The organism is Neobacillus dielmonensis, from assembly GCF_000612665.1.
Classification (GTDB): Bacteria; Bacillota; Bacilli; order Bacillales; family Cytobacillaceae; genus Neobacillus; species Neobacillus dielmonensis.
Map to the genome: position 1 here is coordinate 47,402 of NZ_HG942041.1, position 17,338 is coordinate 64,739.

The 17,338-nt window shown below is 34.7% G+C and carries 18 protein-coding genes and 2 pseudogenes; 11 read left to right on the plus strand and 9 right to left on the minus strand.

Annotation, left to right across the window (positions count from 1 at the left end; genetic code table 11):
- The first annotated feature begins 21 nt into the window (after positions 1-21).
- Positions 22-798 carry a sulfite exporter TauE/SafE family protein gene (locus BN2425_RS04610; protein WP_042455573.1) on the plus strand — a complete coding sequence of 259 codons (777 nt, stop codon included), beginning with the start codon at positions 22-24 and terminating at the stop codon, positions 796-798.
- A gap of 164 nt (positions 799-962) precedes the next feature.
- Positions 963-3,014: a thioredoxin domain-containing protein gene (locus BN2425_RS04615; RefSeq protein WP_042455576.1), complete on the plus strand. Its 2,052-nt coding sequence runs from the start codon at positions 963-965 to the stop codon at positions 3,012-3,014.
- Between the two features lie 22 nt (positions 3,015-3,036).
- Here the strand turns inward: BN2425_RS04615 and BN2425_RS04620 are convergent, their stop codons facing one another.
- Positions 3,037-3,372, minus strand: coding sequence for a hypothetical protein (locus tag BN2425_RS04620; RefSeq protein ID WP_042455578.1), 336 nt, complete (start codon positions 3,370-3,372; stop codon positions 3,037-3,039).
- Positions 3,373-3,440: 68 nt separating this feature from the next.
- A complete protein-coding gene (locus BN2425_RS04625; RefSeq protein ID WP_042455581.1) occupies positions 3,441-4,610 on the minus strand; it encodes an MFS transporter in 1,170 nt (389 codons plus the stop codon).
- A gap of 225 nt (positions 4,611-4,835) precedes the next feature.
- On the opposite strand from BN2425_RS04625, the gene BN2425_RS04630 reads away from it, so the two are divergent.
- Positions 4,836-5,342 carry a DUF3291 domain-containing protein gene (locus BN2425_RS04630; protein WP_042455584.1) on the plus strand — a complete coding sequence of 169 codons (507 nt, stop codon included), beginning with the start codon at positions 4,836-4,838 and terminating at the stop codon, positions 5,340-5,342.
- A 127-nt stretch (positions 5,343-5,469) separates the two neighbouring features.
- On the opposite strand, the pseudogene BN2425_RS04635 reads toward BN2425_RS04630, so the two are convergent.
- A pseudogene (locus BN2425_RS04635) lies at positions 5,470-6,541 on the minus strand (ABC-F family ATP-binding cassette domain-containing protein); the annotation flags it as partial.
- Between the two features lie 159 nt (positions 6,542-6,700).
- On the opposite strand from BN2425_RS04635, the gene BN2425_RS04640 reads away from it, so the two are divergent.
- Positions 6,701-7,177 carry a hypothetical protein gene (locus BN2425_RS04640; RefSeq protein ID WP_042455587.1) on the plus strand — a complete coding sequence of 159 codons (477 nt, stop codon included), beginning with the start codon at positions 6,701-6,703 and terminating at the stop codon, positions 7,175-7,177.
- Positions 7,178-7,254: 77 nt separating this feature from the next.
- Positions 7,255-7,512: a spore germination protein gene (locus tag BN2425_RS04645; protein ID WP_042455590.1), complete on the plus strand. Its 258-nt coding sequence runs from the start codon at positions 7,255-7,257 to the stop codon at positions 7,510-7,512.
- Positions 7,513-7,533: 21 nt separating this feature from the next.
- Here BN2425_RS04645 and BN2425_RS04650 read toward each other — a convergent pair.
- Positions 7,534-7,998: pseudogene (locus BN2425_RS04650) on the minus strand (solute carrier family 23 protein); the annotation flags it as partial.
- 315 nt (positions 7,999-8,313) lie between these two features.
- On the opposite strand from BN2425_RS04650, the gene BN2425_RS04655 reads away from it, so the two are divergent.
- The 5 genes from BN2425_RS04655 to BN2425_RS04670 all read left to right on the plus strand — a co-directional run bounded on the left by BN2425_RS04655 (position 8,314) and on the right by BN2425_RS04670 (position 14,291).
- Positions 8,314-10,014 (plus strand): DUF262 domain-containing protein, encoded by a 1,701-nt coding sequence (locus BN2425_RS04655; protein ID WP_042455592.1) that lies wholly within the window; start codon positions 8,314-8,316, stop codon positions 10,012-10,014.
- 787 nt (positions 10,015-10,801) lie between these two features.
- Positions 10,802-10,978, plus strand: coding sequence for a DUF5659 domain-containing protein (locus BN2425_RS22440; RefSeq protein WP_154663458.1), 177 nt, complete (start codon positions 10,802-10,804; stop codon positions 10,976-10,978).
- Between the two features lie 49 nt (positions 10,979-11,027).
- Complete coding sequence (locus BN2425_RS04660) at positions 11,028-11,723, plus strand: helix-turn-helix domain-containing protein (protein ID WP_042455594.1); 696 nt, start codon at positions 11,028-11,030, stop codon at positions 11,721-11,723.
- Positions 11,724-12,575: 852 nt separating this feature from the next.
- The gene (locus tag BN2425_RS04665; RefSeq protein WP_042455596.1) at positions 12,576-13,193 is read left to right on the plus strand and encodes a recombinase family protein; all 618 of its coding nucleotides are present in this window, start codon (positions 12,576-12,578) and stop codon (positions 13,191-13,193) included.
- 465 nt (positions 13,194-13,658) lie between these two features.
- Positions 13,659-14,291 carry a hypothetical protein gene (locus BN2425_RS04670; protein ID WP_042455599.1) on the plus strand — a complete coding sequence of 211 codons (633 nt, stop codon included), beginning with the start codon at positions 13,659-13,661 and terminating at the stop codon, positions 14,289-14,291.
- 175 nt (positions 14,292-14,466) lie between these two features.
- Here the strand turns inward: BN2425_RS04670 and BN2425_RS04675 are convergent, their stop codons facing one another.
- The 5 genes from BN2425_RS04675 to BN2425_RS04690 all read right to left on the minus strand — a co-directional run bounded on the left by BN2425_RS04675 (position 14,467) and on the right by BN2425_RS04690 (position 16,707).
- Positions 14,467-15,291: a hypothetical protein gene (locus tag BN2425_RS04675; RefSeq protein ID WP_042455602.1), complete on the minus strand. Its 825-nt coding sequence runs from the start codon at positions 15,289-15,291 to the stop codon at positions 14,467-14,469.
- A 9-nt stretch (positions 15,292-15,300) separates the two neighbouring features.
- Positions 15,301-15,510 (minus strand): hypothetical protein, encoded by a 210-nt coding sequence (locus BN2425_RS04680; RefSeq protein WP_042455605.1) that lies wholly within the window; start codon positions 15,508-15,510, stop codon positions 15,301-15,303.
- On the minus strand, positions 15,507-15,635 hold the full coding sequence (locus BN2425_RS23295) for a hypothetical protein (RefSeq protein WP_264757797.1): 129 nt from the start codon (positions 15,633-15,635) through the stop codon (positions 15,507-15,509). Before BN2425_RS23295 ends, BN2425_RS04680 begins: the two co-directional genes overlap by 4 nt.
- A 272-nt stretch (positions 15,636-15,907) precedes the next feature.
- A complete protein-coding gene (locus BN2425_RS04685; RefSeq protein WP_042455608.1) occupies positions 15,908-16,426 on the minus strand; it encodes a DUF2569 family protein in 519 nt (172 codons plus the stop codon).
- Between the two features lie 32 nt (positions 16,427-16,458).
- The gene (locus BN2425_RS04690; RefSeq protein ID WP_042455612.1) at positions 16,459-16,707 is read right to left on the minus strand and encodes a sunset domain-containing protein; all 249 of its coding nucleotides are present in this window, start codon (positions 16,705-16,707) and stop codon (positions 16,459-16,461) included.
- Between the two features lie 264 nt (positions 16,708-16,971).
- Between BN2425_RS04690 and BN2425_RS04695 the strand changes: the two genes are divergently transcribed.
- A partial coding sequence (locus BN2425_RS04695; protein WP_042455614.1) for an outer membrane protein assembly factor BamD occupies positions 16,972-17,338 on the plus strand: 367 nt, incomplete at its 3' end.

Sequence of the window (17,338 nt, forward strand, 5' to 3'; positions counted from 1 at the left end):
CCCTTTTTTAAGGAGGACACCATGGATATTAGCTTTATCATTACGCTCTTCCTAATTGGATTTGTTGGATCGTTTATATCGGGGATGTTAGGTATTGGTGGTGCGATCATCAATTTTCCCATGTTATTATATATTCCAGTTTTACTGGGCGTAGGTCATTTTACGCCACATGAAGTTTCAGGGATTACGGCTATCCAAGTGTTCTTTGCGACAATTGGCGGTGTAATGGCTTACCGTAAAGGTGGGTTTTTAAATAAAACACTGATAGCCTACATGGGGATAAGTATTTTAATGGGAAGCTTTATTGGGGGATTTGGTTCCACTCATATGCCAGAAGGTGGAATTAATCTTGTTTATGGAATTTTAGCATTGTTGGCTGTGATAATGATGTTTGTACCGAAAAGAGGAATTGATGATATCCCTTTAGATCAAGTTAAATTTAATAAGTGGCTTGCTGCACTATTTGCTTTCATAGTTGGGATTGGAGCTGGAATCGTTGGTGCTGGAGGTGCTTTTCTTTTGGTGCCGATTATGCTTACGGTGTTAAAGATCCCGACAAGAATGACCATCGCCTCATCCTTAGCCATTACACTTATTTCATCTATTGGAGCGGTTACTGGAAAAATTTCAACAGGACATGTGGACATCTTACCTTCGATTATTTTGGTTGTAGCTAGTTTAATCGCATCACCGATTGGAGCTAACGCTGGTAAAAAAGTAAATACGAAAGTTTTACAAATCATTATGGGGATATTAATTTTTGCTACAGCCGTCAAAACTTGGTTGGAAATTTTATAAGCTCTATTTAAATAGCGATTTTTTTGATTTTTCGATTGTAACGATTAACTACTCATTTGGTTGTCTTTGTTTCTCCTAATTTATCGGTTTTGGTAAGACCTTTAGCTAATATTGGGGAAATATAGAGAAGAATAAGTTAGATTTGAAGAAAGAAGGTCAACAAATTGCCAGGTAAAGAAAATCCCAATAGACTTATAAGCGAAAAATCCCCCTACTTATTGCAACATGCCCATAATCCAGTTGACTGGTTTCCATGGGGGAAGGAAGCATTTGAAAAGGCGAAAACGGAAAATAAACCTTTGTTTGTCAGTATTGGTTATAGCACTTGCCATTGGTGCCATGTCATGGAACGTGAAAGCTTTGAAGATGAAGAGGTTGCTGCTCTATTGAATGAACGTTTCGTTTCCATTAAGGTCGACCGAGAAGAACGTCCGGACATCGATTCCATCTATATGTCAGTATGTCAGATGATGACCGGCCACGGAGGCTGGCCCATGAGCGTGTTTATGACCCCTGACAAAGTTCCTTTTTATGCTGGCACCTACTTTCCAAAAGAACCCAGATATGGACATCCAGGATTTAAGCAACTCATTGTAGGGTTGGCCGCGAAATACGCTCAGGATCCCGAACATATTCTCGAAGTGACTGAAAGTGTATTGCAGGCCTTGCAGTCAAAGAAACCGGGAGGGGCTTCATACCAGTTATCCAAAGCGGTCATCGAGGTATGTTATAACCAATTAGTGGAATCCTTTGACGGTAAATACGGCGGCTTTGGGGAGGCTCCCAAATTCCCGATGCCACATACACTAATGTTTTTGCTGCGTTATTTTAAATACAGCGGGGATGAGCATGCCCTTGACATGGTGATGAAAACTTTGGACGGGCTTGCTGCAGGAGGAATTTACGACCATATTGGCTTTGGGTTTTGCCGTTATTCCACGGACGAGATGTATCTCGTGCCGCATTTTGAAAAAATGCTTTATGACAACGCTCTGATGACCATTGCCTATACAGAGGCTTTTCAAATCACAAAAGAAAAACGTTACAAAGAGACGGCAGAACAAATAATCACCTATATTCTTCGGGATATGCAGCATCACGAAGGCGGTTTTTACTCGGCAGAAGATGCCGATTCTGAAGGGGTGGAGGGGAAATTCTACGTTTGGTCACCCGAAGAAGTCATGACTGTTCTTGGTGAACAATTAGGAGGATTATATTGCCAGGTTTACGATATCACCAGACAAGGGAATTTTGAGAATAAAAATATCCCCAATCTAATTGGAATTGACCTCGAGCAATTTGCCCTTCAACATGGTCAAACACCGGAAATCATTGTAAATCAATTGGAGGAGGCAAGAAAAAAGCTGTTCCAATATCGGGAAAAGCGTGTTCATCCATATAAGGATGATAAAATTTTAACCGCGTGGAATGGATTGATGATTGCTGCCCTTGCAAAGGCTGGACGTGTTTTCGAACGGGAGGATTATAAAGAGGCTGCGGGAAAAGCCATGCATTTCATGGAAGCAAACCTGATTGTTGATGGACGCCTTATGGTACGGTACCGTGACGGAGAAATCAAGAATAAGGGTTTTATGGATGATTATGCTTTTTTGGTCTGGGCTTACATGGAATTGTATGAAAGTACCCTGAATTTGATCTATTTAAAAAAGGCAAAATCCTTAACCGTAGATATGATTGATTTATTCTGGGATGACACCGCCGGAGGTTTCTTTTTTACCGGCAAAGACAATGAGGAGTTATTGATCCGTCAAAAAGAAACTTATGACGGGGCCATTCCATCCGGAAACAGCGTGGCCGCCATGCAGATGCTTCGCATAGCTCGGCTGTCGGGGGATTTTGAATTGGAGGAGAAGGTACAAAAGATTTTTCAGGCATGTGATGAAGAATTAACCAGCTATCCTTCCGGTCATACGTTTCTTCTACAATGCTATCTAATTACTCAAATGTCTATGAAGGAGGTAGTGGTGTTAAATCAAACGGAAACCAATTCGTTCGTGAGAGCACTTCAAAAAGATTTTCATCCGGAGATTACCTTTTTAATCAGTGATAATCAAGAAACACTTGCAGCAATTGCTCCATTCACGAAAGATTATCGTCCGATTGACAACCAGATCACCATTTACGTTTGTGAAAATTTCGTTTGCAATCAGCCAACAACAGACCCAGTCCAGGCATTTCAACAAATTAATACCTGAAGCAAAAATAAGACCGCTCTCATCAGCGGTCTTTATTCTTGCTATAGTCATAATATTTTAACGTATCTTCTTTTCCAGTTGGCTCGTTGCTGACAATCTTTCCATCCTTATCGCGGACAATTTCGTACTCTTTGTAGGTTTCGATAATATACCCATCCTTCTTTTCTGTTTTCTCCAATTTTTCCACCACCTCAGGATCATCGGCAGATGGCTTAACATCTACTGGTTCTGCAATAACCGGCTGATCTGCGGTATAGGAGTAATTGATATTTAGAATCGAAAAGGGTGAATCAAGGTAGGCCGCGAAACCTAACGTAATAATAAGCAATCCTACATAAAGCATGGGTCGTTTTTTCATGATCCTGTCTCCTTTGATCATTGAATCTCCTACCCCATTTTATGCATGCCCTGTCCAAACATATTCCATTAAGATTCATTTGAAAGATTTGTTCTGCCTAATTGCGGGCGAAATACCAGGAACAAAATAATCGCTGCTGCCGTAATAATAATTCCGGATAGGTAGGGGAGGCCTGTCCCTAGCAAATACAGCCAGCCGCCCAGTGTCGGTCCGATAATCCTTCCAAGTGAATCAAATGAGGATAATAGGCCCGTTGAACTGCCATGATTCGAACCCGACATTTTTGTAATAAGTGATGAGACGCTTGGACGAATGACACCATTACCAAGTCCAAAAATAGTTAAATAGATCGCAGCTGTCGTAAAGTTATCAACAAGCAAAATCAACCCAAAGCCAATGGCCGAGACAACCATCCCGCCTAAAATGACGGCACTTTCGCCAAATTTCTTGGTTAATTTCCCCACCATGCCGCCTTGCACAAAGGCACTGCCTAATCCCATTATCATAAAAATATAGCCAAGCTGTCTAGAATCCAAGCCAGCTTTTTGATCAGCAAAGTAGGCGAAAGTAGCTTCCAAACCTGCTAGTGATAAGGAAATTAATAGCTGGACAAAAAATAACACAGAATTAGCGGCGTGGAACGACTTCCAAATCGATTGCCGAGCTGCTTGCTGTGATTCATTCCTTTGTTTCGATTCCTTTAATAATAGGAACACAAGGAATACGGTAACTAAGGATGATGCGCTGGCAATATAAAACGGCAAACTTAAACTAATTTTTGAAAAAATCCCGCCAACGGCCGGACCGAACACGAAACCTAAACCAGTGGCGGCCCCGACGATTCCCATGCCTTTGCCACGGTTTTCCTCAGTGGTGATATCGGCCACATAAGCCATGGCAGTCGGCATATTGGCAGAAGAAAGAATGCCACCAATGATTCGGGCGACAAATAACATCCAAAGACTCGTAGAAATCGCTTGAATAAAGAAGGAAAGGGCAAGTCCGGCAATTCCAATCATCATGACAGGCTTTCGGCCAATCCGGTCCGAAACCTGTCCCCAAATCGGGGCAAAAATAAATTGCATCAACGAATACACGGACATTAACAGTCCTAATTCGGTAGAGTTTGCCCCCATTTCTTCTGCATAAAATGGCAGCACCGGAATGATGATGCCGAAGCCAACCATCACCAAAAACATGACAATAAATAAAATCGGCAACGCCGTTTTTGTTTGCAAAATTGGTTCACTCCTCTTGTCGATTAAAAGATACTTCTCTTATGTATTAATGAAACCCATACACCATTATGACCTAGCAAGGTCTTCCTTTGCAACCAATTTTATGCACCATTTGTTCTCATCAATTAGACTAGGAAAATAGTCCGATTCCTATGTTCCTAACGATAAAGAAATTTGGTATGATTACTCTGAAGTGTAATTTTATACCAGTTAGGGGATGAGGCCATGAAAAAGAAATGGGAGAAAGTGTTGGATCCAAACAATAAGTATGGCGGCGCATTTATTTTAGGGGAAAAGGACATTGAAATACCGCCAGATGCGGTGATTTCAGTGACCAGAGGGGAGCAATTTAACATTCCCCGGCTAGTTATCAATGGCTTTTTAAATCAGATGATTATGAAGGCAATGAGCAAAAATGAAAATCTGCTATATGCTGAATTGAAGGGACAGTTGGAGGGCGGCATTGGCCAGACGATGACAGTGTGGAGAACAGGGAAGGAAATGAATTCATTCCGAACTAGCGGGTCCCACAATATGGCCAGGAAGTTTTTTAGCTGGGTATTTTACAGTGGCAAAGTACAATCCTACTTTTTAACATGGAAAGCAAATGGACACATCCCGACCTATGAAGAGGCCTCAGAAATCGTCACCACATATGGTAGACATTTTGATGGGGGGAAATTGGTTAGAAAAGCTTCCCAACCAGCTAATATTGATAAAAGGCCAAGCTAATTCAATTTAACAAAAAAGGCGGCATTTGAAGTCATTATTTAGAGTTTGAATCGAAAAAATATCTGTGCGGCAAAAAAAACGGTTAGAAAATAAGAAAACCCCGCTCATTAGTAAGCAGGGGGAAATATTATACCGTTAATTGTGACCATTCTTCCACATTCCATACCTTGGTCACCCAATATTCGTAGAAATCAGGTTCATGGCATACAAGCTCAACTGTTCCTTTATAAGCTTTTAAAGCCCTCTTCATTTCAGCCCTAGCATCAATGTCTAGGTGATTCGTAGGTTCGTCAAATAAAATTCAGTTGCTTTCTGTCATCATCAGTTTACAAAGGTGAACCTTCGCTTGCTCACTACCGCTTAATTGGCTCATCCCGGGAGATAAGATCATTTTTCAAACCGCAACGAGCCAAGGCGGCACGTACTTGGTGTTGATCCATATGAGGGAACGCATTCCAAACATCCTCAATTGGCGTGATGTTCCCAGGTTTGACTTCCTGCTCAAAATAAGAGGGATAAAGGAAATCACCACGTTCTACTTTTCCACCAAGCGGGTCGATTTTACCAAGCATCGTTTTAAGCAGGGGTGATTTTCCAACCCGTTGCAGACAATGATGGCAACTTTTTCTCCGCGTTCCAGAGTCATATTCATTTTTGGCAGCAGCGGCTGAGAGTAGCCGATTTCTAAGTCACTAGCTTCAAACACATAGCGACTGCTGCTCCTTGATTCTTTAAATTTAAAGGTCGGTTTCAATGCTGTTTCAGGACAATCGATCCGCTCCATGCGGTCAAGCTGTTTCTGGCGGCTCTTTGCCCGCCCGGTCGTTGAGTACCGCGCTTTGTTTTTCGCAATAAACTCTTCTTGGTTTTTTGATAAATTCCTGCTGTTTTTCGTAAGCATTTATATGTTGATTCTTATTGATTTCTGCCAGTTCCAGGAACTTCTCATAGCTGGCCGTATAGCGGGTCAGTTTAGAAAACTCTAGTTGAAAAATCACATTTGAGACATGATTCATAAATTCTGTATCATGGGATATTAAGATAAATGCATAGAGATAATCCTTTAAATAGGATTGCAGCCACTGGATATGTTCTACGTCCAAGTAGTTTGTCGGCTCATCCAATAGTAATACTTTTGGCTGCTCCAACAGCAATTTAGCGAGTAAAACCTTGGTGCGCTGTCCGCCGCTTGAGCCGGAAGAGGCAGGCTTTCAGGACAATGTATAGGCTTGTATCCTTTTTGGGTAAATTAAGGAAAATGCACTGGTAAATTTGACTGTTGATTTCCGCTCCAATCAACAGAGTTAAAAAAGTCAACATGATCATTAAACAGAGCCAAGGAAAAAAGGGATACAAATATGATTGGACTTATTATCGCTATTATAGTATTTAATTATTTTGCTTTTACAGGGAAGAACCGTTTGACGGGGAATCAAATGCTCCACATTTGGACATTTACGGTAGCGTTTCAGACTTTATTTGATTTATTTGTTGAATTTAAGTACCAAGCCTATTGGTATTTTAATCAAGATATTAATTGGTCAGGAATTTTGCCCCATTTACTTATTGTCCCACAAGCCAATTGGATTTTCCTAAAGTGGTTTCCCTTTCGTGCAGAACGAGTGAAAAAGCTGCTGTTCTTTTTCTCTTTTCTCCTTTTTATTTTGCTTTATGAGCTTGTGACGCTGCTTCCAGAGCCATGGGGATACTTTCGCTATGGGTGGTGGACGATCTGGCATGCGGTGATTATTGATCCCATTCTGTTGATCATCTTATTGGGTTATTATAAATGGGTCTGCAAGCTGGAAAAACGTGTTCATCACCATTATAAATAGTGAAACTGTCCCTAATGAAATCGCATAAGCATCCAGTAAACTTGTACATATAATGAATGTAATGAGGAGGGGATAGTTTGGCAGCAAATCTCGATGGGGTTTCAATCGGCACCGTATCTGGAGGAATTGTGAACTTCGGTGGGGCGGTATATATTTCTCCTATTTCGATTACCAATTCTACAACTGGTTCTGGGTCAGAAAATTCCGGACAAGCTGTTGCAACGAATTCAGGGGTAGGTTCTACCGGTTCAGGCATTTCCAGTCAAAGGATAAATCCTGGTCTCCAGCAAGGTGTTGCAAGTTTAATGGATGTAATAAGACGGAGCTTAGTCTGACTCCGTCTTATTTTTTTGTTCTTATGAAACTTTTAGCTCTTGACTTGACTGATTTTGTTTCATTGGCTTTTTCGCAACATTAAATACAAGATTAAGTATAATGGCCGTTAGGCTTCCAGCAACAATACCGCTGTTGGAGAGAATCTTGATGGTTTCAGGAAGCTTGGCAAACAAGTCTGGAACTGTGGTAACGCCCAGTCCTACCCCAACGGAGCAGGCAATAATCAATAAATTTTCTTGTGAAGAAAAATCAACCTTGCTCAACATTCTGATTCCAGACGCAATAACCATACCAAACATCGCAATCATTGCACCGCCCAAAACTGAGGTAGGGATGACCGTTGTTAAAGCTGCCACTTTTGGAAGAAAACCTAAGAATACGAGTATTCCACCGACGGTATAAATGACTCGTTTATCTTTTACACCAGAAAATTGGACAAGCCCGACATTCTGCGAATAAGTTTTGGTGAATTCAATGCCTGAGAAGCTTATCAAATCAAGGTTTTTCTAAAACAAAATATCCAACATTCCATAAAGTATCCTACATTTTCCTAACATATATATTATAACTAACACAGGTAATTATTTCAAAACAGAAAGGCATTATATCATTAACACAATTTAGATATTCATCAAGGTACTATTATTTATATGAAGTATTATTTTCTAACAAGAGAAGTGCTCGGGGATGATTTTTGCGAAAAGTATTTTTTTCACATCGTGGATGCTCCTAAAAATTGAAAACTTGAAAAACATTGTATAATATAATAATTAGTACATAAGTAAGCGGAGGTTTTATATTTGAAATTACTCGAGGCAGATACAAAAAAATTAGAGTACCTGCTAAATTTGTCCTATGGTACTTTATACATACCTTATAGTCAACGTCCATACGAATGGAAATTCCAACAAGTGCTACGACTATTCAACGATTTCCATTCAATCTACAAAAGTAATGATACAACTAATAGTCATATATTGAATTTTATAACGATTCAGATTGATGAAGAAGATGAAAATAAAAAATACATTTATGATGGTCAGCAAAGAACTGTCACTTCACTTCTTATCCTATCAGCCTTAATAGATGAACTTAGGGGGATGGATATCAATGCCCTAAATTCTGCAACTCAATTAACTAACTTGTATTTGTTCACTTCTCACTGGAGAGATGCATCTGCAACGAATTACAAAGTTATATTTGATAATCCAAGTGCAAACTTTATGCTTCATGAACACATCTTTAAAGGGCAGCCAATACCTACTGGTTATGTGTTTAGCGACTATGATAAGGCTCTTTTTGATAATTATAATTATGTTAAAGACCTAGTTCACGATAGGTTTGGAAGTACCCCTACTAAAGAAGAAATCTTTAGATTCATTGATGTAATTTTGGATAGGATTTTAGTAATTATTATTGAAACATCTTATGAAAATATAGCAGAAGAAATGTTTGAAACCCTAAACAGTACTGGTTTACTGATTGAGGATTTCTATGTACTTAAAAATGCTCTTATTAGATCATTAGACGAAGAAACAGTTAAACCTATTTGGTCTACAATAGAAATAAATACTGATCGTGTCAATAAAAGCAGATTTCTGCATACCTATGTCAATGCAATAAATGGTAAGACTTCCTCAAAGGATTTATATAATAGAATTTCTCTCTTAAGAAACTTAGAAGATCCTCGGACTGCTAGTGATTTTCTTGATGAACTAAAAGAAACGTCCGACATTTTTATGAAGATAGAGAATCCTTCTCAAAGAATTGATGGTAATCAAGATGAAAATAATAAATATCAACAGTCAATCAACAATTTATCATTATTAGGTGCTAATCAGTATAAACCCGTTATTTTAGCAATGGGACTTAGAGGCTTTGGTCTTACTGATATTAACTCAGTCTTACAAGGAATTATTACTCTCCAGCTCAGAAACATATTTATCGCTGAAATTAAAGCGAATACATTAGAACTGTTCTATCCTAAATTAGCTAAAGAAATTTATACACGGCAAATTACTGACGTTACACAAATACTAACTGAAATTAGCGATGAAATGATAAATGACACACAACTTTATGAATATTTCAATAATAGAATAATCGAATCACGCAAAGATGAAGCAATAATTCGATTTATTTTAAAAGAAATTTATAATAGTGAGTCTAATGAAATTATAATAAATGCAAATTCTAGAGATGTTAATTTAGAACATATACTACCTATTACACCAGCGGAAGGTAGTCAGTGGTTGAAGGACTTTCCAGACGAGGAGCAACGAAATAAATCTGCCCGTAAGATAGGTAACATGACGGTATTGTTAAATAGGTTAAACTCGAGGATAAAGAATAGTGACTTTTCAAATAAGAAATCTGCTTATTTAGAAAGTGCGATTCCACAAAATAAACTTTTAGGTAATGAAACCGAATGGAAAAAACCAAATATTGATCAGAGGACTATAGATTTATATAATCTCTTCAAAAAAGTATGGTCAAAATAGACGGTTAAACTACCATGTTAATTGCATGGTAGTTTTTTATTTGAAATTACTTAAGTAGGTGATATCACATAACAGTATTTTTGCTTATGTCAGATGTGAGGAAAACAGAATTATTGCCTAATGCTTGGGCTTTTTAAGTTCCTCGCAAACAATGAAGTAATTATAAACATTACATTTAGTCTGGAGTCCATACGGGTTTGAGGAATGGCTTGCAGTAGTAGAAGAAATGGAAAAAAGTATATCTAACTTTCTACTGCTTGAAGATGAAGATGCATCATGGTTGGTTAGCTGGGCAACGAAAATTAAGGGGAATTGTTGAGGAAAAGAAAAAATGAGCACTTTTATATCAATAGCTTTTAATCTTGCTATAATAAATATATAAAGTGAAACGAAAATAAGCGTGCCTAATTACTAGGTTCGCTACTTTTGTTACCTTTTTGCTCTTGATAACCAAATACTATTAAACTTTTAATTCATATTATACACGACTCTAATTAAAAAGCAATCCAATTTTTCATTTATTAAAAATTGGAATGAAATAAAACTAGATATATTAATAATCATTCAAATGAGGCGACTTATATTGTATAACTCGTTCGTAGGCAATCATAGTCCACCATAAAGTTGGAGTTTTCGCTTTTTTATAGACTTATAGCAAGGAGTTCTAAAATGCCTTATAACTAAAATATTGCTTTCTGGTGAGGTGATAAGAAGGGACTGGAATAAAGGTTATGGAAATCGATTTTAAAAGCTTATATAGGATGTCCTATAAGGAGGTAATTCAAGAATGGAAAAGGATTATGTGGTATATAGTCAGACGATGGCAGGTTTTTTGATGTTAAACGGTTGTAAGTTAAAGAAAATGGCACCATCTAAACAAGATTCAAGTATGTATGTTTATTTCTTTCCTAATACTGACTATGTTAGTGAATATGCACAAAGATACATAAAAAATAGAAAATAATTTACACATATTCAATTAATCAACTAAACAATTAATCGGAGGTACATTCATGAGTAATGATTTTAAAATTCAAATTCCACAATCTATTGTACGTAGTAATGAAATAACAGAAAAAGAGTTTGTATTATTAGCGAAGTTTATTCAAATTTATAAATCTCAACCGGGTGATAAAAAAAGTTTAACCTTTACCATTGTTTCTTACAAAAAGCTAATGAATTATATCAATATTACAGACCAAAGAACATTTACAGCTTGTTTAAAGGGTTTGGTTAAAAAAAAGTATATTGCTAATGAAATTAAAAGACTATCAAGAAATGGGAAATTAACTATCTCGCTTTCACCAAAGGTTATACCAGAATTAACAGATGAGAAGCTGTTTACTCAACTAGAATATTGGGTTATTAACATGTCGGTTATTGAAAAAGTAGGGCATACGGGGGTAAGAATACTTTACTACCTAATGAGTTGGATTAATTATACTCAAGAAGGAAAAGACCATTGCTATGCTTCTGTTGAGCGTATGGCTAAGGATATTGGTGTATCAGAAAAAACATTCATCAAATATATCGGGATTCTTGAAGATCTAAAATTCATTAAAGTAGTCAGACATGAAACAACTATAGAATATAAGAATGATAAGTATGGTAATGAGAACTTACTACTTGATCGATGGAATAATCATTATTACATAAAGCTTGAAAACATAAAGAAATTTGTAGATAAAAATGTCTCGTTAGTAGGTTAAGACCTTGTAAAACACCCACATGCCAAAAATGCATTTATCGAAGAAAACTTTGTATATAACGAAGAAAAAAATGTATTTACTGAAGAAAATTTTGCGACATAATTTACATACTAGTAAGATTAAAAAGAATATACAATAACATACAATAAGATAAATATAATATAACAGTATTACAATTCGCAAAACGATTTTGCTCATTAGGATAACATTGTTATAAATTGTATTTATAAATATTGCTAACACAACTTTAATAAATTTTGAAATTATATCAAATTGAATTGTATAGAATGAGAAATTAAAGGGATCGGTATTAAGCCGGTCTTTTTTATCCATTGATAGGTACAACGATTTAATGAATTATGTGATGTATCCTAATAACATTGTTATATTTTCGATACATTTTTGATGAAATGCCTAGAAACCGCTATATATAGGCATTTTTATCGAGTGTTACCACACAGATGCGACACTTAATATTTTGAGCAAAGAACAAATTTATCAAGGGTTTGTTGTGTTTTAAACTGAATGTCGACTCACTTTTCGATTTATAGCTTCTATGAATAAATTTCTCAAACCATTATACATCTCCGTAACGTTCCTATTTTATCTACTTTTATTAATAAAATTTAATTATTTAATTAAAAATAAAAATGAGAAAATTCTCTAGCATTTATATTTATTATTATGGTACCAATTCTTAAATGCATTACCGATAGGGTACGCCTAAGCGGTAACAGAAAAGGTCTATCCAAAAGGTTGATTTATCAATATCTATCAATTACCGTTTGACTATTACCGTAATTAATTATAAAATTAAATTAACTATAACGGTAATGAAAGTAGGTAAACGTAATGACTAAAAAATACTCCTATATTCGTGTAAGTAGCATTGACCAAAATGAGAACAGACAAATTGAAAGCATGAAATCAATAGGGATTTCAAAGAAGGATATGTTTATTGATAAGTTGAGTGGTAAGAATACTGATCGCCCAAAGTATCAAGAACTAAAAGAAATAGTCCAAAAAGGAGATATAATTGTATTTGATAGCATTACACGCCTTTCCAGGAATTATGAGGATATAAAAGATGAATATCAATATTATTTAAAAAAAGGAGTATTTCTTGAGTTTATCAAAGAGCCAATTTTAAACACTCCAAAGGAAAGAGTTGATGATATTGTACAGATAGCCTTAGCAGATGTAATACTTTCATTGCTTGCAGCATTTGCTCAAAAAGAGCGTGAGGATATTAGGTTAAGACAAGCGGAAGGAATAGCATTAGCCAAAGCAAAAGGGAAATTCAAAGGTCGAAAAACCAAACTTATTGAAGGTGGGGAGGAAGAAGTAAGACGGAACGCAATTATTAAAGCATACAATGAAGGAACTAGTATAGCTGATATAAGGAAAACTTACAAAGTAGGTACAGGAACAATATATCGATTACTCAATCGTGAAGGAATTAAACGATAAAGGATAGTTGCTATACTATCCTTTTTAGTTTGCTCTTTAATCGGTTTTAATACTAATACATTTACAAATAATAATACCCTCTCTATGAACTAATGTTCGGGTTGTCAGAATAAAGTGTTAAACAAATAGACTTTTTAATGGGTAATATACTATTTTTATTAATCTTAGAAGAAGCTGGGGGGATATTTACATCCAAAAGGACTTATTGGTGTTAATTACTAGTTATAACACATTTAGTTACGGCATATTCTGTTTATTTTCAAGGTATACTTTTCAATTCAAGATTCATTAGGCAGAAATTAGTGGTTCTTACTTTTTGTTTCTAGTCCTATAAGGAGTTACATTTATATTCATTATATATCTGAGAAAATGTTATTAATTAAAATATTTTGGAAAAATTAGTCGAAATGTACCAATAGTGTAGTAAAATTTAACTATTGATATATAACTTAAGGGGGAGTATAAATGAGCAAAGTACTTGAAAACTCCGTAGATGTAAAGAAAAATCAAAACAGATTTAAAATTATTATTTTAAGCGTTGTGGGAATCATTGTGGTATTGGGAAGTGTTTTTGGTTATTTTAAATACCAACAAACCCAAGAAGCAAAGCAGAAAGAGAAGTACGCTAAATTGTTGGCGGAAACATCTGTAGATATGTATTTTGAATTTTTATTATCAAGTGTAATCGTTTCTACATACTCTGATGTTTGGGATAATGCAATTGATAATAGGAAGGATTTCAATATTGAACTTTCTAAATTCAAGGATGGAATTTCAGAAAAAGGACTATTAAAGGATAGAGAAAAGGGTCGTGATAACATAAGAGACAATATGAAATTATTACAAGACCCACCTAAAGAATTTAAAGAATCATATGTTATATTAAAGCAGATGTACGGTACATATACCAAAATGGTAGAACAAGCATTATCTCCAACAGGATCTCTTATTGAATTTAATAGGAAGACTAACGATTTAGCTAGCCAATTTGAACAACAAAAAGAGGAATTAACTATTACATTACCTGCTGATGTTAAAAAGATTAAGGAAAAATTGGAAGAAGAAAAGAACAAGAAGAATAAAGCTAAACAAATCTAATATGAATTTATAAATTAGCCTTGGAAAGTTTTTAAATCATTTCTATAGAGATTAATTCTGTTATTTTAAACTCTGATTAAGAAACAAATCAAGCAACGAAATTATTTATAACATCGAAAAATTTGTTTAGAGAACTAAATTATAAATAAATAAAGCCCTCCAATGAAGGATGGCTTTATTTTTCTTCAATTTTTATCCAATCGTTTTTTAATAACCGTTTAATATATTGTACCGAACTAAGTGTATTAATTAATCTAAAATAATCTTGTTCTTTCCAATTGGTCGGATCATCTCTACCATGTAGTATCCAGTTTCGGTTTATTATATCCAATCGTTTTTTATGGAAATCTCTAGTTTTAAACAATACCTCTCTTAGAAATAAATATAGTGAATACAATGCCATAGCATCAAATTTATCACTTTCAGTATCCAATTCCTTTTTCCAATGAGTTAAAAGTTTTCCACCAACGAGGTCACTATCTGCAATTTCACTAATTTCACCCTCTATAATCATTAATAAATTGGGAATTGTCATCTTATACATATCTAAATCATAACATTTAAAGCTTGATACTACTGTTTCTATCCATTTTGGATTAACAGTTTCTAAAATTGAATTTTTAGCTAATTCATAGTTATTTATTTTTAATTCATCATTTTTATATTTATAATATGTTAAAAAATAGGCATCTATTTCTTCTTGAGTATACGTTAATAAGTCGTCATTTAAATAATCACCAAGTCCCATTTCGCCAGTTAATGTCCAGCCCGATTTTGAATTACAACAAATAATAGTTCTAATACGAGTGTAATCAATATGTGGGAATTTAAATTTTGGCAATTCAATCTCTGGAAATTTTATTTTTGTTATTGCTTCAGAAAAACCGGCTACCGCTTCTGCTGCCATTCTGCCTATTTCGTTAATAGTATCCAAGAAATCTTGAGGAATCACTGGAATAGAATCTTTAAACAAATTATCACTCTTTTTATTGTCTTCCATAATGAATTTCTAATCTCCCTTTAATTTTGAATCTAGAGGTATAACTTCTCCATTAACAATAATCTTCTCTAATTCAGAACCGAATGGCATTTCATTTTGTATTCGTTTCCAAAAACTTAATGCTACCGTTTCCTTACTTTTACCCCTTAAAGGAAAACTCCCACTCCTTAATATTCGAATTCCGTTAGAAACAAAATGAACATCTACACTTACATTCACTTTTCATCTTCCTTAGATTTATAAATACCTATTGAAAGGAGATATTTTGCAATGTCAATTCCGGTTAACTCTTTACTAACTGTACTAGTGATTTTTATCTGTTTTTTCATTGTCATCTTCCTCATAATATTTTTTCCTTACTTCATGCTGCTCTTTTATCCTATCATAAAAATGGAAGATAAACTGTATATCTCTTGGCCTCCCTTATTTTTTAATCTCCCCATATCTTGTAAGTAATTAACACAATAATCCCTATTAATCCAGCTATGATTAAGAATACATATAATAAATCATCAATACCTAATGTAGTATCAATTAATGCTCCAAACAATTCTTTTAAAATGGATTTACCTATCTCTTACACCACCTTTTTACAATTCTGATACTGGCATTTTAACTAAGAGTTACTTAATTTTTGTTTTATTAACTCATACTCTTCTTCTGTGATTTTTACATACTTTTTTCTCTTAGAATGTATAAAAGTTTCCTTTACCCTTTGTGACCTAAGTAAATATGTTCCCCAAATAATAAGCAAAACAAGACCAATAGCTGGATTTACAAAATAAATTATTTCTCCCGAGAGTGCAATTACAAATTCATTGCCAATTGCAAGTACCAAAATAGTTATGTTTAGATATATAAAAGCTTTTGGAAATTCTTTATTCTTAGTGAAAAATAAATAAATTAAAAATGAATCCATAATTAAATTGATTATTACTGAAAAGAAAGGATAAAAGGTTTGAACAAAAATTACATTTGCTATATCCCTAGAATATTCGCTCACAAATGTGTCAAAATCGAATGATGTAACGTTATCTAAAAATCCATATAGAGTCACCAGACCGTAAATAAAACCGCCAACCATTCTTAATCCTAATATAAATAACCATCCTTCGATTGGTTTTTCTGTTTCCATAATTGTACCTCTTTTCATTAAAATCTTTTAAACTATCTTAAACTCCTTCTATAACCTGCTTCTTCAGCTTCTTCCTCAGAACAGAACATTTCTTCTGCATCTGTTACCTCGTAAAATTGACCGCCTGGGACATGATAAATCTTTTCCCCGTTGTAGGTTGTTAAATTCCCTTTTATTTGCGGATCATTACAATTACCACTTGCACTATTGTTACAAGAAGTTAAAAACAATAATGTTAATAATATTAACAACAGAGATACTATATTTTTTTTAGTTCCCACCTTTATCCCCCTAAAATAATTATTTCTATTTAATAAATAAGTAAAAAGGACTAACGTTATTCCATGTATTTCTACTTTCTATTACAAAATCCTCCAATAAACTTTATAATCTTCAAAAAATTTTACAATTATTTCTTCAGAGTGCAGTATCTTTTTACCATTACAAATATAATAACAAGAAAATATTTAAGGTTCTGACAAAATAATACATATTACCTAATGTTGTGGTAAAATTTTACTATGAATAATGGGGGAGGGTTGATAATGAAAAGAGTGTTAGCGTTTTTCCTTGTTTTTTTAATATTAGTTGGATGTTCTTCAAGTAAAGTATCAAATGCAGTAGATGTAGATAATTTAATTGAAAGTGGTAAGTATTCCAAAGCTGCGGATTTAATTAAAAAGAATGATTTATTAAACAAGAAGGACGTAAAAACATCACATGATTACAATAATGTAATTAAATATGTTGAAATACAAAAATTGTTTGACGAAAAGAAGTATAAGGAAGTTCTCGCTCGCTACGTATCGACTCAATTTAATGATAAAACTGTTAAAAAAGATGCAATTAAATTAGTAAATGGGTCTTTTGAAGAGTTAATAAACCAGAATTCTGTATCTAGTAATCTAAAAG